This window comes from Leuconostoc sp. C5 (assembly GCF_056530425.1).
The window spans coordinates 637,822-656,743 of the sequence record NZ_CP134351.1 but is presented as its reverse complement, the minus strand read 5'-3'; the positions used below and the strand labels follow the sequence as shown (position 1 = coordinate 656,743).

20 protein-coding genes are annotated in these 18,922 nt (G+C 38.6%); 3 read left to right on the top strand and 17 right to left on the bottom strand.

Annotation, left to right across the window (positions count from 1 at the left end; genetic code table 11):
* Window positions 1-32 precede the first annotated feature (32 nt).
* The 4 genes from rseP to glmS all read right to left on the bottom strand — a co-directional run bounded on the left by rseP (window position 33) and on the right by glmS (window position 4,836).
* The gene (gene rseP, locus RHP56_RS03400; protein ID WP_011679485.1) at window positions 33-1,286 is read right to left on the bottom strand and encodes an RIP metalloprotease RseP; all 1,254 of its coding nucleotides are present in this window, start codon (window positions 1,284-1,286) and stop codon (window positions 33-35) included.
* 53 nt (window positions 1,287-1,339) lie between these two features.
* Window positions 1,340-2,134 (bottom strand): phosphatidate cytidylyltransferase, encoded by a 795-nt coding sequence (locus tag RHP56_RS03395; protein WP_011679484.1) that lies wholly within the window; start codon window positions 2,132-2,134, stop codon window positions 1,340-1,342.
* Window positions 2,134-2,913 (bottom strand): isoprenyl transferase, encoded by a 780-nt coding sequence (locus RHP56_RS03390; RefSeq protein ID WP_011679483.1) that lies wholly within the window; start codon window positions 2,911-2,913, stop codon window positions 2,134-2,136. The genes RHP56_RS03395 and RHP56_RS03390 overlap by 1 nt, the downstream gene beginning before the upstream one ends.
* Before the next feature lie 117 nt (window positions 2,914-3,030).
* Window positions 3,031-4,836 (bottom strand): glutamine--fructose-6-phosphate transaminase (isomerizing), encoded by a 1,806-nt coding sequence (glmS, locus tag RHP56_RS03385; protein WP_011679482.1) that lies wholly within the window; start codon window positions 4,834-4,836, stop codon window positions 3,031-3,033.
* Between the two features lie 208 nt (window positions 4,837-5,044).
* Between glmS and ade the strand changes: the two genes are divergently transcribed.
* Window positions 5,045-6,700, top strand: a complete 1,656-nt coding sequence (gene ade / locus RHP56_RS03380; protein ID WP_011679481.1) for an adenine deaminase — start codon at window positions 5,045-5,047, stop codon at window positions 6,698-6,700.
* 4 nt (window positions 6,701-6,704) lie between these two features.
* A complete protein-coding gene (locus tag RHP56_RS03375) occupies window positions 6,705-7,202 on the top strand; it encodes a hypothetical protein (RefSeq protein WP_042252871.1) in 498 nt (165 codons plus the stop codon).
* A 54-nt stretch (window positions 7,203-7,256) separates the two neighbouring features.
* Here the strand turns inward: RHP56_RS03375 and mgtE are convergent, their stop codons facing one another.
* The 4 genes from mgtE to RHP56_RS03355 all read right to left on the bottom strand — a co-directional run bounded on the left by mgtE (window position 7,257) and on the right by RHP56_RS03355 (window position 11,045).
* Window positions 7,257-8,621 carry a magnesium transporter gene (gene mgtE, locus RHP56_RS03370; RefSeq protein WP_050883982.1) on the bottom strand — a complete coding sequence of 455 codons (1,365 nt, stop codon included), beginning with the start codon at window positions 8,619-8,621 and terminating at the stop codon, window positions 7,257-7,259.
* A gap of 3 nt (window positions 8,622-8,624) precedes the next feature.
* Window positions 8,625-9,524, bottom strand: coding sequence for an RluA family pseudouridine synthase (locus RHP56_RS03365; protein ID WP_011679478.1), 900 nt, complete (start codon window positions 9,522-9,524; stop codon window positions 8,625-8,627).
* Window positions 9,525-9,678: 154 nt separating this feature from the next.
* A complete protein-coding gene (locus RHP56_RS03360; protein WP_011679477.1) occupies window positions 9,679-10,473 on the bottom strand; it encodes an NAD kinase in 795 nt (264 codons plus the stop codon).
* Complete coding sequence (locus tag RHP56_RS03355) at window positions 10,470-11,045, bottom strand: GTP pyrophosphokinase (protein WP_004164333.1); 576 nt, start codon at window positions 11,043-11,045, stop codon at window positions 10,470-10,472. The genes RHP56_RS03360 and RHP56_RS03355 overlap by 4 nt, the downstream gene beginning before the upstream one ends.
* A 141-nt stretch (window positions 11,046-11,186) precedes the next feature.
* On the opposite strand from RHP56_RS03355, the gene RHP56_RS03350 reads away from it, so the two are divergent.
* Window positions 11,187-11,786: a DsbA family protein gene (locus RHP56_RS03350; RefSeq protein ID WP_102753449.1), complete on the top strand. Its 600-nt coding sequence runs from the start codon at window positions 11,187-11,189 to the stop codon at window positions 11,784-11,786.
* 55 nt (window positions 11,787-11,841) lie between these two features.
* Here RHP56_RS03350 and RHP56_RS03345 read toward each other — a convergent pair whose 3' ends face one another.
* From RHP56_RS03345 to dapD, 9 genes are all read right to left on the bottom strand, one after another.
* Window positions 11,842-12,807: an ROK family glucokinase gene (locus tag RHP56_RS03345; RefSeq protein ID WP_004164341.1), complete on the bottom strand. Its 966-nt coding sequence runs from the start codon at window positions 12,805-12,807 to the stop codon at window positions 11,842-11,844.
* A 161-nt stretch (window positions 12,808-12,968) separates the two neighbouring features.
* Window positions 12,969-13,175, bottom strand: coding sequence for a YqgQ family protein (locus RHP56_RS03340; protein WP_011679476.1), 207 nt, complete (start codon window positions 13,173-13,175; stop codon window positions 12,969-12,971).
* Window positions 13,172-13,855, bottom strand: a complete 684-nt coding sequence (locus RHP56_RS03335) for a rhomboid family intramembrane serine protease (protein WP_025267900.1) — start codon at window positions 13,853-13,855, stop codon at window positions 13,172-13,174. The genes RHP56_RS03340 and RHP56_RS03335 overlap by 4 nt, the downstream gene beginning before the upstream one ends.
* Window positions 13,856-13,962: 107 nt before the next feature.
* Window positions 13,963-14,532, bottom strand: a complete 570-nt coding sequence (ntdP, locus tag RHP56_RS03330; RefSeq protein ID WP_004164346.1) for a nucleoside tri-diphosphate phosphatase — start codon at window positions 14,530-14,532, stop codon at window positions 13,963-13,965.
* A 50-nt stretch (window positions 14,533-14,582) separates the two neighbouring features.
* Window positions 14,583-15,386 carry a recombination regulator RecX gene (gene recX / locus RHP56_RS03325; protein WP_011679474.1) on the bottom strand — a complete coding sequence of 268 codons (804 nt, stop codon included), beginning with the start codon at window positions 15,384-15,386 and terminating at the stop codon, window positions 14,583-14,585.
* An 89-nt stretch (window positions 15,387-15,475) separates the two neighbouring features.
* Window positions 15,476-16,198: a 4-hydroxy-tetrahydrodipicolinate reductase gene (gene dapB, locus RHP56_RS03320; protein ID WP_011679473.1), complete on the bottom strand. Its 723-nt coding sequence runs from the start codon at window positions 16,196-16,198 to the stop codon at window positions 15,476-15,478.
* Window positions 16,198-17,064, bottom strand: coding sequence for a 4-hydroxy-tetrahydrodipicolinate synthase (gene dapA, locus RHP56_RS03315; RefSeq protein ID WP_048592875.1), 867 nt, complete (start codon window positions 17,062-17,064; stop codon window positions 16,198-16,200). The genes dapB and dapA overlap by 1 nt, the downstream gene beginning before the upstream one ends.
* Before the next feature lie 2 nt (window positions 17,065-17,066).
* Entirely contained in the window at window positions 17,067-18,221 is a 1,155-nt protein-coding gene (locus RHP56_RS03310; RefSeq protein ID WP_462794728.1) for an N-acetyldiaminopimelate deacetylase, read from the bottom strand.
* Window positions 18,221-18,922, bottom strand: coding sequence for a 2,3,4,5-tetrahydropyridine-2,6-dicarboxylate N-acetyltransferase (gene dapD / locus RHP56_RS03305; RefSeq protein WP_014324468.1), 702 nt, complete (start codon window positions 18,920-18,922; stop codon window positions 18,221-18,223). Before dapD ends, RHP56_RS03310 begins: the two co-directional genes overlap by 1 nt.

Genomic DNA, 18,922 nt, shown 5'->3' with positions numbered 1-18,922 from the left:
GTTGTTATGTACGGTGCCGATAGCACCAGTTTTTATCTTAAAATATCGTTTATAGTGACGGCAATCATTAAAATAATCATAAATACAGCGCCAACGATAGTTACAGCGTTTTCAAATGACTGTGGCAAAGGTCGACGTAATATACCCTCCAACAAATTCAAAATGAGTTTACCACCATCCAATGCTGGAATTGGAATTAGATTCATAATACCCAAATTAAGTGATAGCATAGCCATAAATATTAATATGTTTAAGAATCCTGTTTTTGCTACGGATGAAGTTGTTTTAGCAATAGACACAGGGCCACCAAGCTTATCTAAGCTAAAGCCACCAGTAAATAGATGGCTTAATGCATGCCATATTTGGCTAATTGTCGCACCTGTATTTATTAAACCATACTTTAGACGTGAAATGGTATCAGTGTGTGTTTTTTCGATGATACCAACTTGTTTAGTCTGCACACCATTTATTTTAACAGTTTTTGGTCTCACTTCAACCTGCTTTTTGTGACCATTGCGTAACACTGTGATGTTCAGCTGACTTTCCTTAGAGTTACCAATAGCATTGGCAACTTGGTCCCAAGTAGTCGTTTTGACCCTATCAATTTGTGTGATTTCGTCACCAGCTTTTAGACCAGCTTGATCAGCCGGCATATTTTTTTGAACGGTGCCAATAATAGGTTCATTTAAACCCACACTAGCGATGGCAAACCCTACTCCTGAAAAAATAACCAGGGCTAATATAAAGTTCATAACTGGACCAGCAATATTAATTAACGCACGTTTCCATACTTTGGCGCTTTGTAGCCATACATCTCGTGGCGCAACCTGAACCTCAACACCATTTTCCTCAATAATCGTTGCATCATGATCAACATGTACAGTCGTCATGTCTGTGGCATTGTCTGAATATCCCGTCAGGGTCAAAGCGTCACTTAAATCGAACGAATCAACTTGGAAAGGCACACCGATCCCAGCCTCATCTATTTGTGTATCTATTTTTGTGACTTTTCCCTGTTCATTAAAAGTCAAACGTAATCGTTGACCTGCATCCAGATCGGGTTCTTCATCCATGCCAGCCATACGAACATACCCACCTACAGGTAGTATGCGAATAGTATAGGCTGTATGATTTCGATTCCAACTGAGCAGTTTTGGTCCCATTCCAATTGCAAATTCACGAACTAATACACCAGATTTTTTCGCGACAAAAAAATGTCCAAATTCATGCACTGTAACGAGCACGCCAAACACAAATATAAAAGCAATAATTGATGTAACATTCATAAATTTAGCACCTACCTGATTTGAAGAAATCTAATAATCTTGCAAAATCATTTTTAATTGAGTATACCCAATACGGCCATCATAGGCATAACGATTAACATTGAATCAAAACGGTCTAATATGCCACCATGTCCAGGCAAAATATTACCCGAATCTTTCACACCATAATGACGTTTGAAACCGGATTCAATTAAGTCACCTAACTGACCAGCAATTGACAAAATGGCCGTAAACGCTAGCAATTCGATGAAGTTATAATCCGGCAACCAATGGAAGATGGTAAATAATGCCGGAATCACAATAATAGCTACCATGCTACCACCAATAGAACCTTCCCAAGTTTTATTGGGGCTGATTTTAGGAGCCAGTTTATTTTTTCCAATGGCACGACCAACCATATAAGCACCTGAATCAGTGATCCATACAATCAGCATACCGAACATGACCGTAGCAATCCCCTTACTATCTGCTTGAAAAAAGTAATGGAATCCTGTACCAACATATACAATCGTCAGCGCCAATGTTCCTGCATCATCAAAATTAAAATGATTACGACTCAAAACGGTATGTAGCAAAAGTAAGAAGACAATAATATAAAAAATGACGCTTCCATTAATATTAAATGGCATATCTTGCCAAGTTGATTTCGGTAGTGTAATTACAATAACACCAACAAAGCTCAGCAATGCTTCCGCAGATACGAAAAAACGATGTTTCATACGTAGTATCTCGCTCATAGCAACAACTGCCATGGCTAACGTCAAAATCAAAAGAGGCATACCACCAATTACTAACAATGGCACAAAGATAATTAAAGCAACGACTGCTGTAATAACACGTGTTTTCATTAAGCTTGTTTCTCACTTTCATCATTGAGACCGCCAAATCGTCGATCTCGTTTTGTATAAGATTGTATGGCTGTCATTAGATCATCCGAAGAATAGTCAGGCCATAGAACATCAGTAAAATATAATTCTGCGTAAGCGGCTTGGTATGGCAAAAAATTACTCAAGCGCAATTCACCAGAGGTTCGAATCATCAAGTCTGGTGTGGCCAAGTCTCCCAAGTGTGCTGTCTGTAAGGCGGCAGCGAAAACTTCCGAATTAATATCATCCGGTGACAAATGGCCCTTGGCTACTTCTTCGGCTATTTTTTTTGTAGCATCAACAATTTCAATTTGTCCGCCATAATTCATTGCAAAGTTTAAAACCATGCCGGTACCACTGGCAGTCTCTTCAATTGCTCTATTAACAGCATCTTGAGTCGCTGCTGGTAACGCATCAACATTTCCAGTAACAGAAACTCGAATGTTATTTTTAATCAAATCAGGTACGAAATCATTAAAAAAAGCGATTGGCAGCTGCATTAGAAAGTTGACCTCATCATTGGGACGTGACCAATTTTCCGTAGAAAATACATATAGTGTCAGGACTTTAACGCCCATATCACTTGCTGCAGACGCAATGCGCTTTACTGTATTCATGCCAGCCTTGTGTCCCGCAGCTCTTGGCATTAAGCGTTTCTTTGCCCATCGACCATTACCATCCATGATAATTGCAATATGCTCTGGAATTTTAAGTTGCGTAGTATCGTAAACGGTGTTCTCTTTTGTTTTAAAAAGCGCCAAAACGCTCCTCCTTCGTATGCAATATTTTTTTGCATAATGGTATCTAGTACATTTTACCAGAATGAAACGCTGCGTACAAAAAAAATCGATAAGAATATTTCTATCGATTTTTATATTTTATTGAACTGTTACACTCTTTGCCAAGTTTCGAGGTCGATCAACATCCAACCCTCTATCTAGAGTTGCGTAATAGGCAATTAATTGAGCTGGAATCACTTCCAATAATGGCATCAGTAGTTCATTGACTTCTGGCAAAATATAGGCGTCGCCAGTTTTAGCCAGTTCTTTGGTTGCTATGACAATTGTATTAGCACCACGTGCGGCAACTTGTGCAATTTCACCTCGAACTAATCCAGCTGTCTTCGCTTGTGTAAGGAGTGCAAAAACTGGTGTTCCTTCTTCAATAAGTGAGATCGTACCGTGCTTTAGTTCTCCAGCAGCAAACCCTTCCGTTTGCACGTAGGAGATTTCTTTTAACTTGAGTGCCGCCTCAACAGCTACGGCAGCGTCTAGGCCACGTCCGATATAAAATGCTGAGCGCTGTCCAGATAATGCACTTTCTGCTATTGCTTTAAAATCTTCTTTTTGATCAATGATCACTTGCATTTCAACAGCTACTTTCGCCAATTCAAGCTTCAAATTCAATCCTGAATGACCAATAGCGTGGGCTAAAATAGCTTCAACACTTATTTGAGCCGTGTATGCCTTGGTAGAAGCAACCGCTATTTCCGGTCCGGCGAGTAGAGGTAATGCGAAGTCAGCTTCTCGTGTTAATGTTGAATTCATAACATTAGCAATAGTCAAGGTTGGATAGCCCTGTTTCGTAATATTATCCAAAACTTCACGAGAGTCAGCCGTTTCACCTGATTGGCTCAAGAAAATAAAGAATGGTTTTTGACTGAGCATTGGTTGATCATAAGCAAATTCTGAAGAAATATGGACTTCAGTCGGAATCTTAGCCCATTGTTCAAAATACCGTTTGCCAACTAATCCGGCATGATACGATGTTCCTGCAGCAACAATATATAAGCGATCAGCCGCTTTCATCGCATCAATAATGTTGGCATCGATATTTTGAATATTATTCTCGTCATCAAAATAATATTGAGAAAGCGTGCGAGTAACAATTGCTTGCTCATCCACTTCTTTAAGCATGTAGTATGGATAAACACCTTTATCTGTTTCTGCAGCATCAATATCGAGGTGGAATGGTAACCGGGTAATTGGTTCTCCTTGCGCATTGAATAATGTCACTTTATCTTTCTCAACAATCGCTACTTCATCATCCATCAATTCGATAAAGTCATGGGTTATATCTAACATAGCAGCAGCGTCAGAGGTCACCACATTTCCCTGATCTGAAACACCAATCAGTAAAGGACTTTTCTTTTTAGCAGTATACATAATCCCGGGTTCTTGACGATCCATCAACAAGAATGCGTATGCTGAATTGCCGTCTAGTAAAGCAATCATTTTCTTAAAAGCGTCGACTGCTGACAAGTTCTCTTCTTTTGCAAACTTATCTATCAATTGGACAGCAACTTCTGTATCTGTCTGAGAATGTAGTTTTACACCTTGCAAATATGTATCACGTAATTCATCGTAATTTTCAATCACACCATTGTGTGCTAAGTAGAAACGTCCATCTTCTGAAGCATGGGGATGCGCATTTTCAACAGATACACCACCGTGAGTTGCCCAACGCGTATGAGCAATACCCGAAGTACCCTTGATATTCTTATTTTCCGTAGCACGTTCCAAATCAGCTACACGGCCTGTTTCCTTGACCAAATAGTCTCCTTGGTCACCATCATTTACATACACGCCAGCTGAATCATAACCACGATATTCTAGCTTTTCTAGACCTTTTAACAAAGTTGGTAACACTTGATTAAAACTAGTAAATCCAACAATTCCACACATTTATATAGTCCTACTTTCAAAAATGGTTTTATTTTTTATTTTGTTCACAAGTGTTATTTTACACAGCTTAAAAGCCATTGTCAAACAACTTTTTAATTATTGGTATACCTTATAAAAAGTGATTGGTACAACATTACTATTTAGAATATTTCTTCTATACAATATGAGTTTATGGTATCATATAAAAAAATTGAAGGTGAGACATATTGTGACAAAACTCGTTACATGGCACATCAAAAATGCCAAAATTCTAGATGTATTTAATTTAAAATTTGACGATACAGAATTATGGATTAACGATAATCAAATTTTATACCGCGGAAAGCGAAGTGACTTAACAGCTGAAAATACATTTGATGCTGGTGGCGGATATATTGTGCCTGGGTTGATAGATTCCCATTTACACATTGAAAGCTCATTACTCACGCCCAGTGAATTTGGAAAACTGGTTATACCACATGGAATCACTCGAATATTTGCAGATCCCCATGAAATTGCCAGTGTAGCTGGTGTGTCTGGCATCCAATATATGTTGGAAGATGCTAAACAAACACCGCTAAACATTCATTACATGTTACCTTCTTCAGTACCCGCTACACCTTTTGAACATGCTGGAGCGACGCTTCACGCTGATGCTTTAAAGCCATTCTATAGCGTGCCGGAAGTCAACGGTTTAGCAGAAGTTATGGATTTTCCTGCTGTAGCAAATCTTGATCCCGATATGTTACAAAAAATTAAAGATGCTGAAGATGCTGGTCGACATGTTGACGGGCATGCTGCCGGTTTAACTCCGGAGCAACTTGCAGTTTATCGAAATGTTGGCATTGACACTGATCACGAAAGTGAGAATGCAAAAGAAGCATTAGAACGCTTAAATGCTGGTTTCTCCATATTTGTTCGCGAAGGCACGGTTGAGCGTGATGAAAAAGCAATACTGCCTGCAATTACAATGGCCAATCAATCACACTTTTCTTTTGCCACAGATGACAAAACAGCTAACGACATCCAAAGTGAAGGTTCCATTGATTATAGCGTGAAACTTGCCATTGAAAATGGTATGGATCCAGCAATTGCTTTTACAATAGCAACGTATAATGCCGCTCAAGCGCATAAGTTACAAAATATCGGCGCATTGACAGATGGATTTGTGGCCGATCTAGCAGTATTCGATGATTTAGCACATTTGGAGACACCAAAAGTCATGATTGGTGGTCATTGGTATAAAGACAATCAATCAATTGTCACACCGTTAGCCAACCAATCATTAAACTTCTCATTAACCAAATCCGATATCGCCTTACCTCTCCAATCTGATAAACCAGCACATATTATCAATATCACACCTCACCACATCACCACCGAGCACACAGTGGAAGAAGTTCCTGTTGAGCAAGGGCTGTTCGTTGCAAACGAAACTTTCGCTAAAATTGTAGTCGCAGAACGTTATCACAATCTTGGCCATGGTGTCGGTATCATCAAAGGATTTAACATGCGCGACGGTGCGATTGCTTCAACTATTGCTCATGATTCCCATAACGTGATTATAGCAGGCGTAAACGACGACGACATGATTTTAGCAGCAGATACGCTGCATGAAATCGGCGGTGGCCAAGTTGTCGTTAACCATGGTAAAATTACGACCCTACCACTCCCAATTGGCGGTTTAATGTCAGATCAACCATTTGAAAATGTCATCAAAACTAACCAGCAATTACTACAAGCTTTCTCAGAAATCAGTGACGTGCCATTTGATCCATTTTTAACTTTATCGTTCATGGCATTACCGGTCATTCCAAGTTTAAAGATTACCGATCAAGGCCTATTCGATTTCGAAAAATTTGATTTCATAACAGTACAGGATTAAAAAAATGAGAGCATTAAGTATTTCCCCAGAAAAATTATTAACAATAATCATTGGGCAACCCATAACTTTAGATATTTCTTATGCAGGCCAACTACTTCTGGCATCAACGGTGCATCAACAACCAAACCTACCTTCTGAAATGGCAGGCGCATTAGCCGAAGTTAGTGACACTGGTCAAGTTAAATTTATTACTTTGGTCCATCCATTTAAAGTGATTAATCGTGACGAATTATTTAATATTGATGAAAGCAATATCCATCGAGAACCATATAATTGGTTTGGTCCACAGGCGCTTGTCATTGAGAAAAAAATGCAGGACTTCATCAACAGTTATGACGGCCCCGTTACTGAGGATGGTGCGATTCCTCGCCAATACATCCCCGATAACATTGCTGAACCAATTATTTTATCAGACAAATATTGGCAAGACTACGCTTCATTTGTCAATGACCCTGATGGTAACTTTGCGAAGCAAATCAAACCAATATTTAAAATCATATAAACAAAAAAGCAATAGCGATGAGAACCGCCATTGCTTTTTTTCTGTGTTTTAGTTTTATGCACCGGTAAAACGTGAAATAAATAATTGCGCAATATTAAAATAAATTAGAACTGAAGTTAAATCTGATAAAGTTGTAATAAATGGACCACTTGCTACCGCCGGATCCATGCCTAATTTATCAATAAGTTCAGGGATCAAATACCCCGCTAGGTTGGCTACCATAATGGCAACTGCCATCGCGATTCCCACCGCAAGACCCAGTTGATAATTATGCTTCCAAAAAGTAACAATTAGAAAAACCGAGAAACCCGTTGCTGTCCCTACTAAAAACCCTGCAAGAATTTCACTCAAGAAATTTTTGACGGCACTATTACTACTTCCCACAGCTAAGCGCCGGACAGCCAAAGCCAATGCTTGCGTCCCAGCATTACCAGCTGTACCAGTAATCAGAGAAATAAACACAGCCAGTATTGACGCTTTTCGTACCAGACCATCAAATGAACTAATCAGTGTAGCCGTTGACATTCCTAATAAAAGAAGTGCAATCAGCCAAGGAATACGTTTAATCGCCGAATGCCACGCCGTATCATCTGTTTGGCTAACGTTAACGGCAGCCAATCCAGAATAATCTTCAACAGCCTCTTCATCAATAACATCCACAATATCATCAACTGTAATGACACCTAATAATCGGTCATTATCATCTGTAACTGGAATGGATATGAAGTTATAATCAGCCACAATTTGTGCAACGTCTTGCTGATCATCACCAGCTTTAACACTGATAATTCTGTCTTTCGTGATTTCCGATACCAACATATCATCAGGATGTGTTAACAAATCACGAAGAGAAATAACACCAACTAGCCGTTCTTGTTTATCCAATACATAAACGTAGTTGATCGCCTCAGCTTCAAGTGCTTGTTGCTTAACTAAACGCATCACTTCATCAACACGCAAATCTGCCTCAACTGCCAAGTACTCAATTGACATTAATGACCCAGCAGTTTGCTCCTCATAATTGATCAGCTTACGAATATCTTCAGCCTCATCTTTTGGCATTAAGCTTAAGTAGGTTGCAACTAACCGCGTTGGCATTTCCTGAAGAAGATCGACCTCGTTATCGGCATACATATTGCGCAAAATTTGAACCGCCTTTTGAGGAGGCATTTCTTGCAAGAGGTCATCAATATCTTCATCATCAACATCTATATTATCAAAAACAGTCGCTAATGTTTCATTGTCAAGTAATCGCCATGCTACTGCACGTAATTGCTCAGGCAATCCACTATACACTTGTCCCATTTCAAAGTCGTGTAGCGCATTAAATGACGTCACAAAAGCCTCATCTTGTCCTGAATGCAATAAATCAGAAAGATGAGCGATATTTTGATGTAGTTGTTCTGATTTTTCTTCCACTGTTTACTCTATATCTCTCAAAGTTTTTAAATCGTCTGGTAAAGGCGTATTAAATTCTCGGTATTCCTCAATGAAGGGATCATAAAATTTCATATGATAAGCATGCAACGCTTGTCTTTGTAATCCATGCCACGCTGGTCCACCATACAAAGTATCCCCTACCAAAGGGTGCCCTATATTGGCAAAATGAACACGAATTTGATGTGTTCGTCCTGTATGCAATTGCACCTTCACACGAGTCATATTTTGTTCATCATCTTCATAACGACGTTCTACCCAATATTCTGTGCGAGATGGTTTGCCATCATCACGGACTTCTCTTTTGATAAAATCACCATCCATGCGACCAATTGGTGCATTAATATCGCCATGATCATCCGCTAAAATTCCTGATGGATAAGCCAAATAAAATTTTTCAACCGTGTGGTCTTGTAATTGTTGATCCAAGACAGCATGGGCAAATCTATGCTTGGCTAATAAGACAATTCCTGATGTATCACGATCGAGGCGAGTAACAACATGAGGAACTAAATCATCAGCCTTAATTGTTTCGAGATGTCCTTTAACTTGATTGACCAAAGTATGCAAACGATCAGCATGTCCTGGAACCGTTGTTATACCGTATGGTTTATCAACAACTAGCCAATGTTCATTTTCAAATATAATGTCTAATGGTTTATAGTCCGGCACAACCAAGTCATTACTTTTTTCCGTAGGCATAACAATCGTAACGATGTCACCATTCTTCAAATAATCGGATGTATAAACTGGTTTTTCATTAACCAAGATTGCGCCGCCGTTATGCTTCATCTGGCTAAACATTCTATGTGAAACGCCATGGTTTTGCAAAAAAGTACGCACTTTACGCTGTTCATTACCACTATATTTCCAAGTAAATTTCATATTTAATCTTATTCAATAACTTAAATTATATACTACAATAATCGCATTATATAATATTTAGCTTGTACCGCCTTGGAACAAACTATTACTAAATTTCCTCTCAAATTTATGTATAAAAAATCCTGTCCCTCAAGACAGTAATTAGCTGTTTAATTTATTCAATTTCACTGATAAAGGCATTCTGTACACGTCGCCAAAAATCCACATGCCGATATTGAGCAAAATGGACCCTTTTTTCAGAGACCTTAAAGCGTAGTTCAGTAATATTGTGCCCTTTAATCTCTTCTTGGTCATACATAACCAAAAAATGATTGCTTTTTGGTTTCATCACAATTTCTTGATCTTGTGGCACAATTAGCGGTGAACCTAAGGTTCGAAATACTCGGTTATTAATTGAGGCTATTTCAGACATTTGAATTGCTGGCAAGCTCGGATGTAGCACTGCACCACCATTAGCCTTATTATAAGCTGTTGATCCAGTTGGCGTTGCAACAGCAATACCATCTCCACGAAAACGCTCAAAGGCCTGGCCACCTAAATATATGTCGGCAACTAAAGTGCCAATAGGTTGCTTTATAACCGCTTCATTAAGCGCTAAAAATTTGTAAGATTCACCACTAGTTCTCACAACAGTCAGCTCGAGTAGTGGGTAACTAACTTTTTGGCCGTTATCATGGATTAAACTATCAACAAACTGGTCAAGCTCCGTGCTTAACCAATCCGTATAAAACCCCAAATGACCTGTATGAAGGCCAACAAAACGCACGCTTTCTGTTTGATCAACATACTTTTGAAAAGCGCCCAAAAGCGTGCCATCCCCACCAACGGAAACGACAATATCCGGATTTCTATCATCAATATCGACATTATTTTTCTTCATTGCCAGTATTAATTTTTTGGCAATAATCACGCTATGTTCAGCATGATTATTGAAAATTGCGATTTTCATTCTATTGCTCTTATCTCACTAAGTTCTTGATCTAAAGCAAAAGTTGATTCGGATAGTTTAGTCAGTCGATTTGCTAAATCTTCGTTCAACTCCCCATGCTTATAACGTAAATCATGTTCCACAGTAGCCCAAAAATTCATCGCCATTGTCCGCACCTGAATCTCTGCCAATACTTTTAGTTCTCCAGTATACATCTGGACTGGATATTCAATCACAAGATGATACGAACGATAACCCGAAGGTTTAGCATTACTGACATAATCACGCTCTTCTAAAATTTGAAAATCCGTCCTTTGACGCAACAAATCGACCACAGTATAAATGTCTTCAACATACTTTGTCATAATACGAACACCGGCAATATCTTGCAAATCAAGAGCCAACCGATTCTCATCTAAATGTCGACGAACTATCTTTTCTTCAATTGAGGCTTGAGACTTTACACGACCAGTTACAAATTCAATTGATGAATCTTCACCAGATTTTTCGTATTGCTGACGCAAACCACGTAATTTTACTTTAAGCTCTGAGACGGTTTGAATATATGGTATAAAAAAATGATCCCAATCCATACTGTCATCCTTTATTATATTTTTTTAATTACTACTATTCTATTTTAACATATTTATGAGCGTATCATTTGTCAAGTACACCCTTGACGACTATACTAATATTTTGTATATTGAATAAGTTAATAACTCAGGAGAACAATCATGCTATCTATATATCATTTCGATACGCCACTGTCCGATAATTGCTTAATTACAGAGCAATATCTACAAAAAATTAGTCAACAAATTCATCGTTCACATCATCTGTTTTTTGTGCCTTTAATCAATGAACCAATTTTGAAAATGATTAAAGATGATAATTCATCATGTGCTGATGAACCAACAGACAAAGCCAGCTTAGTCTATCGACTCACTCTCGATTTCAAAGCTGCTCAAATTGAAGGTAATAAAAAAGCGCGAGCATTACTCATTAACCTACAAGAGGCGCTAACGGTTGGTCATCAGAAATACTCACGTAATTTAGTAATCAATATTGCTAAAAAAGTGGGCATCAACATCACAGACTTTCTGTATAACCGTAATTCAAAAGAAACGATGCAGGCCATATTAGAAGATCAACAACTAGCTCACGTTATGATGCCAAAGGTTCAGGCTACGGTAGCAATTGATGATGCAGTCGATTTAAAAACACAAATCTTAACTGATTTCTCTGTTAACGATTTGCTACCTGCATTTTTACCCCATATATCAGATGATGATGCATCAGAAAAAAACGCAGAAGCATCAGTTAATTTAGCATAAATGATTACAAATAAAAAAACTGCTACGAGATAGCAGTTTTTTATTTGTAATCATATTAAGCAGTTATTCGAGCTAGACTCGCCGCACCAATCACACCAGCATCGTTACCTAACTCCGCTAACTTTACACGTGTAGAGTGACGAACTGTTGGGAAAGCAAACTTGGTCCAATGTTCTTCAACACGTGCACGCAAGAACTCGCCAGCAGCAGCAACACCACCACCGATAACAACGGCTGATGGATTCAAGATATTAGACATAGTAGCTGTGGCATAACCCAAATAGTAAGCCACTTTGTCAACAACTTTATTTGCCAAAAAGTCGCCCTGTTTTGCTAAATCAAAGACAATTTTTGATGTGACTTCTTCTCCATTGTCGATCATCTTCTTTAATTTTGAACTACCTACATATTCTTCAGCAATATTTTGTGCCAAATGAACAACACCAGTAGCTGAAGCATATTGTTCTAAGCAGCCACGATTACCGCATGTGCACAAGTATCCATCAGGTTCAACAATCATGTGACCGACTTCTCCGCCGGCACCAACTGTACCGTGGATTAGCTGACCATTGGCTAACAATCCACCACCGACACCGGTACCTAAGGTAATGAATGAAACTTCATCATCATTATTACCAGCACCCTTCCATGCTTCGCCAAGAGCAGCAGAGTTAGCATCGTTATCAATTGTCAAAGTAAATCCAGTTCCTGCCTCAATATCTGCTTTGACAGGTTGTTCTGTTTTCCAATTTAAGTTAAAGGCGCCTGTGACTGTACCTGTTTCACGGTTAACAGTTCCCGGTGTACCCATACCAATACCAATGATGCGTTCTTTATCCAATTGGTATAAGTCTAAATGATGATTAATGGATTCAACAATATCTGGAACAATGTGTGCACCATCATCCAAAATGTTTGTTTTAATTGACCACTTTTGTTGAATTTCACCTTGATCAGTCAAAATTGCAAACTTGATAGTTGTACCACCAAGATCAACGCCAATAAGTTTATCTTTTGCCATGATTATTAAAGTGCAAAGCGTATTTCTAAAGACAAATTAACTGCCTTATATGATGATTAATCAGCGCAATGCATGTTTCCTCCATAAAATTTATTACTTACATATTTTAACAGAAAGTGCTTACATAGTGCAAGCGTTTTCATCATTTTCATTAAATGTTTTCAATCACTTGGATTTTCGACTTCCATTGTGTGTTCATGTGATAAAATTAACTTAATCGTTGCATAATCTTTTGCATTTAAAATGTCAGTTTTGTAGAGATTATCTACTTCTAGTGCTGCTAATTCGATATCCCACAGACGCTTACCAACGTGAATATACACACCGAATTCTTTTAAATATTGTAATACATCATAAAATGTTTTCATATTCTTAAACCTGCCCAAAAAGTTAAAATAATCAGCAATATTGTTATAGCGCCCATGATTAAGCGCACTCGAATAGCGTATTTCCCACTGCGCCCATAGAAACCAAACATTACCGCAAACATCATCCCACCGATTAAGCCACCGATGTGCCCCCATATATCAATATCCGTTGATGAAAATCCTGTGACTAAATTCAAAATGACAAAGAGCCCCAACATTGTTCCCATCGACTTAACTTGCGGATCTTCTTTAAAACGAATGGCATACAAAATTAGTCCACCAAACATGGCAAAAAGTGCTGTAGATGCACCTACAGAAACACTCGACGGCGCCAATAAATATGAAAAAATATTACCAATAATACCACCAAAAAAATATAGTCCAAAAAATTTTGCACTGCCAAATGCTCGTTCAACAAGTGGTCCAATAAACCATAAAGTGATCATATTAGTGACAATGTGTAAAAAACCAGCATGGAGAAAAACCGGCGTTAACAATCGCCAGTATTCATGTTTTAACTGGATATATGGTCCCCATTTTGCACCCATATTAATTAAGAATTCACTATTCTCCGTCGTTCCGCGGCTTAATATAAGCTCAATTAGGAATACAAAAGTAGTTACCAAAAATATAATTGTCGTTATCGGTGCTGTTTGATATTGTTCTTTTAATGCCTTCATAACCTTTATTTTAACAGATTATGGTTTTTTATGTTTTGTTGTGTGATAAATGAATTAACTTATTCGTATGCATCAGAAAAAGCATTCGACAAATCGAATGCTTTTTCTCAACGACGATCTTTTAACCGCTGTTGCATCAAATATTGATATCGTGTATACCAAACGTCAACATATCCTTGTGAGAATGGTCCAGAACCTTCGTTTATCCAATCAACCAAAATTTTGACATGAGCTTTCAAAATTTTATCGATTTCTGGTGGATAATGCCACTTTTTACTATGAGCCGCATATTCATCTGCATCCAGTAAATGTTTGACGCCATCAGGAAAAACTTTAATATCTAAATCGTAGTCAATATATTTTAGCGCCTCTTTATCGAGTACATACGGAGAAGCTAAATTACAATAATACGACACACCATTATCGCGAATCATCGCAATAATGTTAAACCAATATTTCTTATGGAAATAAACAATAGCAGGTTCTCGGGTAACCCATCGTCTACCATCATCTTCCGTTACCAAAGTGTGATCGTTTAGGCCAATGATAGAATTTTCACTGGTCTTTAGTACCATGGTATCGCGCCAAGTTCGATGCAACGAGCCATCATGCTTATAGCTTTTGATCGTGATGAAGTCACCTTCTCGTGGTCCACGACTGGGTCTATCAACGTTCATAACGCTACCTACTCTTCTAACACCGAATTCCTATTTAATTGTACCACATTTCAATCATCTGCAGATACTTCTAACTCATGAATTACCACATTAATTAATTCGGCATTATAACCTTTCGTATACAAACTATTTTTAGTTTTATATATCCTTTGACTTGGTACTTCGTTACGGTAGCGTCGCCAGCTTTTTTCCGCTTGACGCTTGATATTTTCTAACTCAATTTCATCGTCATTTTCTGTAATCACCCTATCAACAACAATCTCTGCAATATCAAAAGAGAATCCTTTTGTGGCTAAAGCTTGTACAATTTTTTGTTTCTTAGCACGAGTTGATTCTCTTTTGTATGTGGTAGCAGATTTTAAAGCAAGTTTCTCTGCAATTTCAATTTGCTCCTCGTGAGTATAATCAGATAATGCTGTTTCGATATCATCATCATTAACACCTGCCTGCTTCAAATCCATCTTGATAACATTGGGTCCCTTAGGACTAATAATTTTTTTTGTTGAAACATAGTGTTGCGCATAATTTAAATCATCGATATATTTTTGTTCATATAATTGTGCAACAACTTCATCCTGAATACTTTCAGATACCTCTTTTTCACTCATTTTCTGTTTCACTTGTTTGACTGTGTGCAATGAGTGGCTAAGGAAGTTAAGAGCAATGCTTAACGCCTTGGCAATGGAATCATTATGCTTAATTTCTGCAATTAATTCGTCATCTAATTCTCGCCCTTTCGCCAAACCAAATTTAATGAGAACACTTTCCGCCACACCAAAAGCGAATTGATTATCTAGATCAATATTATAGCGACCCGCTTTTTTTTGAATTGAAATTTTAGTTATCTTTTTCATAACTCTATTGTACGATAAATATTGCTATTCACATGTATTTTAAAATAAAAAATGATGCTAATACTGACATTAACATCACAATTTTTAAATTAAATGATTTGATCTAATCCGATGACAACACCGTCTATATTTTTCACAGCTTCTATAGCGCGAATTACACCTGGTACAAAGGCTGATCGACTTGTTGTACTTTGGGTCAGCGTTAATTGCTCATCCACACCACCAAAATAAACGCTTTGCTGTGCGATATAGCCAGGTAACCGTACAGCATGAACTGGCACACGATCAATCTGTTCGCCGCGAGCTGGCGCTAATTTTGTTGATGTAGGTTCCGCAATGCGGGCTTTTGCAATCAATCTTGCTGTTTGCTTAGCCGTTCCAGATGGTGCATCCACCTTTTTAGGGTTGTGCGCTTCAATAATTTCTGCATCAGGAAAATATTTGGCCGCTAACTGTGAGAATTGCATTAACAAAACCGCTGATAAACTAAAGTTTGGTACAATTAAAACGCCTTTTGATGACTGTTCACGCAGTATTGCTACTTGTTCATCAGACAAACCAGTGGCACCAATCACTAGCGGCATGTTGTGCTCGATTGCGTACATTGCATTGTCAAATACAGTTGCTGGGGTACTGACATCCAGCCAAATATCTGCTGCTACATTAATATCTGATAAGGAGGTCCATACAGGTACCTTACTCTCATGTTGATGACCACTCACAATACCAACAATTTCATATTCTTCATTCAAGTTATCTTGAATAGCTTGGCCTAATTTACCAAAACCACCAGCTAAAATTATTTTTGTCATTATTTCTCCAATAATTCATTCAAATGTAATTTTTCTGCGTCACTTAAAGGAATAAGAGGCAGACGTACAGCTTCACGTACGAATCCTTTTTCGGCTAATTTCGTCTTAACTGGAGTTGGGGAAGGGTAAGCAAATAGGGCATTCATTCGTGGGGTTAGGTAACGTTGCAAACGCCCAGCTTCGCGCCAATTACCTGCATTCATAGCAGAAAACAATTCAGACATTTCGTCACCATAAAGATGTGAAGCTACCGAAATTGTTCCAGCACCGCCGACGGTGTAAGCCGAAAGAGTCATTGCATCTTCACCAGTATAGACTGCAAATCCAGTGGTCCCTTCTACCTCTGCTTCAACAAATTCAGTTGATGTTGTTTCCTTAATTGCATTAATATTAGGATGTTGAGCTAATTCAATCACACTATCAACCGTGAGACCGACCACCGTACGTCCAGGAATGTTATATAACATAACAGGCTTTTCGGATGCATCAGCGATAGCTTTAAAATGTGCAATCATACCAGCTTGACTTGGCTTATTATAATACGGTGTTACTGCCAAGATGCCGTTAATATGCTCGATTTTGCTTAAAGCTTTGGCTGCTTCTACGGATTCCTTTGTATTATTGGAACCTGCATTAGCAATTAAAAGCGCACGATTACCAACCTGTTTTGCAATAAACCGTGTCAACTCTACTTTCTCTTCAAAAGACAGTGTTGGAGATTCACCTGTTGTTCCTGCAATCACAAATCCTTGCGAACCATGATTTAACAGGTGTTCAATTAATTTCTCTAATGACTCATAATCAATCTCATCGTTTACTGTAAAAGGCGTAATAATTGCCGTAATTAAATTAATTCCTTCGTACATGCTTATTCTCCTTGTGACATTCGCCACTCAATAAAATCTTTCAAAGCATTAAATCCTGGCAACAAAGCTGCTTCATCGATGTTTAACTTGGCACTGTGCAGTGAATGATTGTCATTAACACCCAACCAAAGCATGACACCAGGAATATGTTGCAATATGTAACCAAAATCCTCACCTGTCATCGCAGGTTTTGCTTCTTCAAAAGCAATGTCTTGACGCTGTTCCATGAAACTCAGCAAATTGTTAGCTAAGTCAGGATTGTTTTCAACAGGCAAATAACTTCCTGTTTCAAGGCGAACATTAATCTTGACATCATTTGCCAACGCCACACCTTCAACGATTTGGCGAATTCGTGTTGTCATTTTATCCAAGCCATCTTTGGTCATACTACGAACTGTTCCGGCAAGATGCACCGTGTCTGGAATAACATTATTTGTAAAGCCGCCGCTAATCATTCCAAGACTCACTACACCACCTTCTATCGGATCAACGTCACGCGATACAACAGTTTGTAACAACATAATTAATTCAGCCGAAATGACAATTGGATCCTTACCTAAGTGGGGATAGGCCGCATGACCACCTTGCCCATGGATGTCAATTTCGAGCTCGGCCGTTCCAGCAAATAAAGTGCCCGCTAAGGTACTCAAAGTTCCAGCAGGTAAATTAGGCTGATCATGAATGCCGTAAAATTCATCAGGATGCCACTCACCTTCAAAGATTCCTAAATCAACCGCTAATTTGCCACCACTTTTTGACTCTTCAGCCGGTTGGAAAAAGACAATTAAATTGTCTTTAGGTTGATGCTCACTAAAATACTGAACTAATCCCAAAGCTATAGACATGTGAACATCATGACCACATGCATGCATAACACCTTTATGTGTTGATTCAAATGGCAATCCAGTATCTTCTGTAACTGGTAGCGCGTCAATATCAGCACGATATCCTACCGTCCGGCTTGGGTCAGTCCCAGAAAATTTTACAAGCATTGCGGTAGGTAATTCTTCTACTTGACGTATTGTCATAAAATTAGTTTGCCAAGATTGAATCTTTTCTAACAAATAACGATGCGTTTTAAATTCCGCTAAAGCAAGTTCTGGAATTTTATGTAAGTCACGCCGATAGGTTTTCAAATCTTCTTCACTAACTGGCATTATAAGCCTCGCAATGCGTCAATTAACGCAGTCTTTTGTTGCGTCTTCGAATCAATCTCCTTAATGACTTTTGCAGGAACACCCGCAACTACTGTATTGGCTGGTACATCCTTTGTGACAATCGCTCCAGCCGCAACTACTGCGCCGTCACCGACCTGTACGCCTTCAATAACGACGGCATTAGCGCCAACTAGAACGTTATTTCCGATGCGAACAGGTTGGGCAGATGCTGGTTCAATCACACCAGCTAATACCGCGCCAGCACCAATATGAGAATTTTCACCAACAATGGCACGGCCGCCAAGTACAGCACCCATATCAATCATTGTGTTAGCACCAATCTCTGCACCAATATTAATCACTGCGCCCAACATAATCACCGCATTGTCACCAATTTCAACTTGATCGCGAATAATGGCACCTGGTTCAATGCGAGCATTAATTTCTTTTTTATCAAGCAAAGGAACGGCAGAGTTACGTGAATCATTTTCAATAAATACATCTTCTGATGGTAGATTCTTAATTAACAATTCAATTTCAGACCAGTCGCCAATTAATTGTCCAAATGACTCATTTCCAAATTGTTGCACAGTATCTGGCACTTCAGTTGCCAATGTGCCTTTATATGTAACTTTTACTGGGGTAATTTTTTTTGCATTTGCAATGAAATTAATTAGTTTTTGTGCTTCGTTTTCAGCCAT